The organism is Okeania sp. (assembly GCF_983059655.1).
The window spans coordinates 1-4,526 of record NZ_CEZPJD010000663.1; the positions used below are offsets into that span (position 1 = coordinate 1).

Sequence of the window (4,526 nt, forward strand, 5' to 3'; positions counted from 1 at the left end):
CCCAATCTCCTATTTTTGGCTGTCTAAATAATTGAGCTGTGGGATACCAAGGACTGTCTTTGCGGTCTGTTAACCAACCCCAGTCAGAATCAAAATTTAAGATTACCCAAACTGGTTTTCCTAACGCTCCTGCTAAGTGAGCAATAACTGTATCTATTGTAATTACTAAATCTAATTGTTTTATTGCTGCTGCTGTATCAGCTAAGTCATTAAAAGATGAACTTAAATTATGTATTTTAGTTTGAGAGTTCAGCCATTCTAAATCTGTGGAAGAGACTTCTTTTTGTAAAATATAAAAGTTGACTGTATCTATATTAATAATTGCTTGTAAATATTCAACTGGGCAAGAGCGTATTTGACTGGTTTCGCTATTACTACTTGTTTGCCAACATATTCCCACTTTGAGATTTTTTTCTGGAGCAGGTGGAATGGAAAAAGAGACTGATTTTGGTACAGATAAATAAGGAATTTCAGCAGGTATAGTTTCTAGGGTAGTTCCTAAAATTCTAGGTAAACTCATTAAAGGAATGTGGAGGTCAAAATCTGGTAAAGTTTCACCTCTAACAAATAATTCATCTATTTCTGAGACAGTAGTAAATAATAATTTTAATCCAGATTTATTACATTCAACAATTACTCGCCCTCCTAATTGTTTAACTAAAGGAATGTAGCGGATAAATTGAATAGAGTCTCCTAAACGTTGTTCTGTATAAACTAATAAAGTTTTTCCGGAAAAATTTGAGCCATCCCATAAAGGTTGAGATAAATTACCAGCGATAAAAACTGTACTTTTCCACCGCCATTCATATTGAGAAAAACCTTGAATAAAATCTCCCTGTTTCAGCAAAATACCTGCTAAACAAAAGTGAGCATTTACATTATTTTTGTCTAATTTCAGAGCCTCCTCATAATATTTTTGAGATTTTACCAATCTTCCTAGCTGAAAAAATATAAAGCCTAAATCATTATATACTTCAGCATCATCTGGATTTAACTCCAGAGATTTTTGATAATATTCAATGGCTTCTTCTAAACTACCTTCATCTCTCAGAATTTTTCCTAAATTGAAGTAACCTTGACTAAAGTTAGGACGCAAAGTAATAACCTGATGCAAAAGCTGAATTGCCACTTCATTTCGACCTGCTAAATTTTCTAGTACAGCTAATAAATGGAGTGCCTGAAAATCTTGAGGTTTTTCTGCAAGTATGAGACGACATATTCTTTCGGCTTCTACTAAATTATTTTGTTGATAATATTGATATGCTTGGTCAAAATTTTCTGGTAAATCTGGTAAATTATCCTGAGATTCTAAAAATTCAATTAATGCTTGTTTTACCTGAATAAATACACCATCCCAATCTCCAATTTTTGGTTGTCTAAATAATCGAGCTGTGGGATACCAAGGACTATCATTTCTATCTAACAACCATCGCCAGTCTGGTACAAAAGGTAATAAAATCCACACAGGTTTACCTAATGTTCCTGCTAAATGTGCCACTGCCGTATCAACAGTAATGACTAAATCAAGTTGAGTAATAATTCCCGCCGTATCAGCAAAGTCATTTAACTGATTACTTAAATCTAATATAGGTAATTTTTCTAATAACTGAATATCTAATCTAGGCTCTTTTTGCAGACTATAAAAAGTTACTCCTGCTATGTCTAACAATGATTGAAAATAAATTAATTTACAAGAACGTTTAGTCGCAGTTGGACTATCCGGGTTGGTCTTCCAAACAATACCAACTTTCAAATAATTTCTCTTTGGAGATTCTAACTTTATCGAGTAAATTTCAGGTATGTTTAAATTCTGAATTGGTAGAGGAATATTATCTAAAGTAGTACCAAGAATACCAGGCAATTCTAACAATGGAGCATGAACATCAAAACTGAGACAACTTAAATTTTCTGCTACACATAGCTCAATTCCTGGAATTTTTTCCAGCAATCTAATTAAAGGTTTCTGACAAGCTAAAATTATCTGCCCTCCCTGTTTTTTAACTAGAGGAAGATAACGAATAAATTGAATAGTATCGCCATACCCTTGTTCGGCATGAAGTAGAATTATTTTACCTGCTAAATTAGAGGCATCCCAAAGTTTTTCTCGCAGTATTAAAGACAGACATTTTTTAGCTTGCCAGCGCCAATTAAATTCTTGAAAACCTGACTTGAAGTCTCCATTCAGTAGCAAAATTAAGCTTAAATTAAGATGAGAAGTAGGAACATATGGCTCTAGTTCAATAGCTTTTTGATAATAGGAAATACTTGCAGTGAAATTTCCTTCTTCGTGAAAAATAAATCCTAAATGATTGTATGCTTGAGCATAATCTGGTTGCAAATTAATTGCTTGTTGATAATAAGTTCCTGCTGTTGATAAGTCTCCTTTGTTTTGCCAAGCAACACCCAGGTTAAAATTTGTTTTGGGATTACTAGGGTCAAGTAAAAGAGACTTTTCATAGTTAACTATTGCTAATCCTATTTGGTCTTTTTGTAAGAAAATAAATCCTAAGTTTGAATAATTACTACTATTACTTGGTTCCAGAGAAATAGCTTTTTGATAATGAGCGATTGCCTCTTCTAAACGACCTTCATTTTTCAGAATATTTCCTAAGTTTGAATAATTACTACTATTATTTGGTTCCAGAGAAATAGCTTTTTGATAATGAGCGATCGCTTCTTCTAAACGACCTTCATTTTCCAGGATATTTCCTAAGTTAGAGTAAGCTTGACTAGAGTTAGGATGCAAAATAATAACCTGATGCAAAAGCTGAATTGCCACTTCATTTCGACCTGCTAAATTTTCTAGTACAGCTAATAAATGGAGTACCTGAAAATCTTGAGGTTTTTCTGCAAGTATGAGACGACATATTCTTTCTGCTTCTACTAAATTATTTTGTTGATAATATTGATATGCTTGGTCAAAGTTTGCTGGTAAATCTGGTAATTTCTGCTGAGATTCCAGAAATTCAATTAATGCTTGTTTTACCTGAATAAATACACTATGCCAATCTCCTATTTTTGGCTGTCTAAATAATCTAGCTGTTGGATACCAAGGACTATCTTCTCTGTCTGTTAACCAACGCCACTCAGAATCAAAATTTAATATTACCCAAACTGGTTTTCCTAATGCTCCTGCTAAGTGAGCAATAACTGTATCTATTGTAATTACTAAATCTAATTGTTTTATTGCTGCTGCTGTATCAGCTAAGTCATTAAAAGATGAACTTAAATTATGTATTTTAGTTTGAGAGTTCAGCCATTCTAAATCTGTGGAAGAGACTTCTTTTTGTAAAATGTAAAAGTTTACTGTATCTATATTAATAATTGCCTGTAAATATTCAACTGGGCAAGAGCGTACTTGACTGGTTCCAATAGTATTACTTTTTTTTGTTTGCCAACATATTCCCACTTTGAGATTTTTTTCTGGAGCAGGTGGAATGGGGAAATGGATTGATTTTGGTACAGATAAATAAGGAATTTTAACAGGTATAGTTTCTGGGGTAGTTTGGAAAATCCGAGGTAGACTCATCAATGGAATTTTCAGGTCAAAATCTGGTAATTTTTCACCTTCTACAAATAATTCATCTATTCCTGAAATAGTAGTAAATAATAACTTTAATCCAGGTTGATTACATTCAACAATTACACGTCCTCCTAAATTTTTAACTAGAGGAATGTAGCGAATAAATTGAATAGAATCTCCTAAACCTTGTTCGGTATAAACTAATAAAGTTTTTCCTTGAAAATTTGAGCCATCCCATAAAAATTGAGAGAAATTACGCTTAAGAGAATTTTTATACTGCCAGCGCCATTCATATTCAGAAAATCCGGCAATAAAATTTCCTTGTTTAAGCAAAACAGAAGCTAAACCAAAATGAGAATTTACATGATTTTTATCTAATTTAAGAGCTTGTTCATAATATTTTTGAGATTCTGCAAGTTTTCCTAATTCTAAAAAGATAAAGCCTAGGGAATGATATGCTTCAATATAATTTGGATTTAGTTCAAGAGATTTTTGACAATATTCAACTGCTAATTCAAGATGACCTTGTTTTTGCAAAATATTCCCTAAGTTGTACCATGCTTCAGCATAATTGGGGTCAATTTTAATTGCCTGTTGATAATAGGTACTCGCCCTTGATAAGTCTCTCTTTTTTTCCCAAGCATAGCCTAAATTGAGATTTGTGTATGGGTTGTCAGGATTAATTTCTCTAGATTTTTCATAGTTAATAATTGCTGAGTCAATTTGACCTTTTTCTAAAAATATTAGTCCTAAGCTTGAGTAGTTAGTACTATCATTTGGTTCCAGAGAAATAGCTGTTTGATAATGAGCTATCGCCTCTTCTAAACGACCTTCTTTTTTCAAAATCTTCCCTAAGTTAGAGTAAGCTTGACTAGAATTAGGAGACAAAGTAATAACCTGATTCAAAAGCTGAATTGCCACTTCATTTCGACCTGCTAAATTTTCTAGTACAGCTAATAAATGGAGTACCTGAAAATCTTGAGGTTTTTCTGCAAGTATGAGA

The 4,526-nt window shown here is 32.7% G+C and carries 1 protein-coding gene; it reads right to left on the minus strand.

Annotated elements, in window-relative coordinates; all coding sequences use genetic code 11:
• A partial coding sequence (locus AC3DU7_RS26200) for a tetratricopeptide repeat protein (protein ID WP_488042214.1) occupies nucleotides 1–4,526 on the minus strand: 4,526 nt, incomplete at both ends.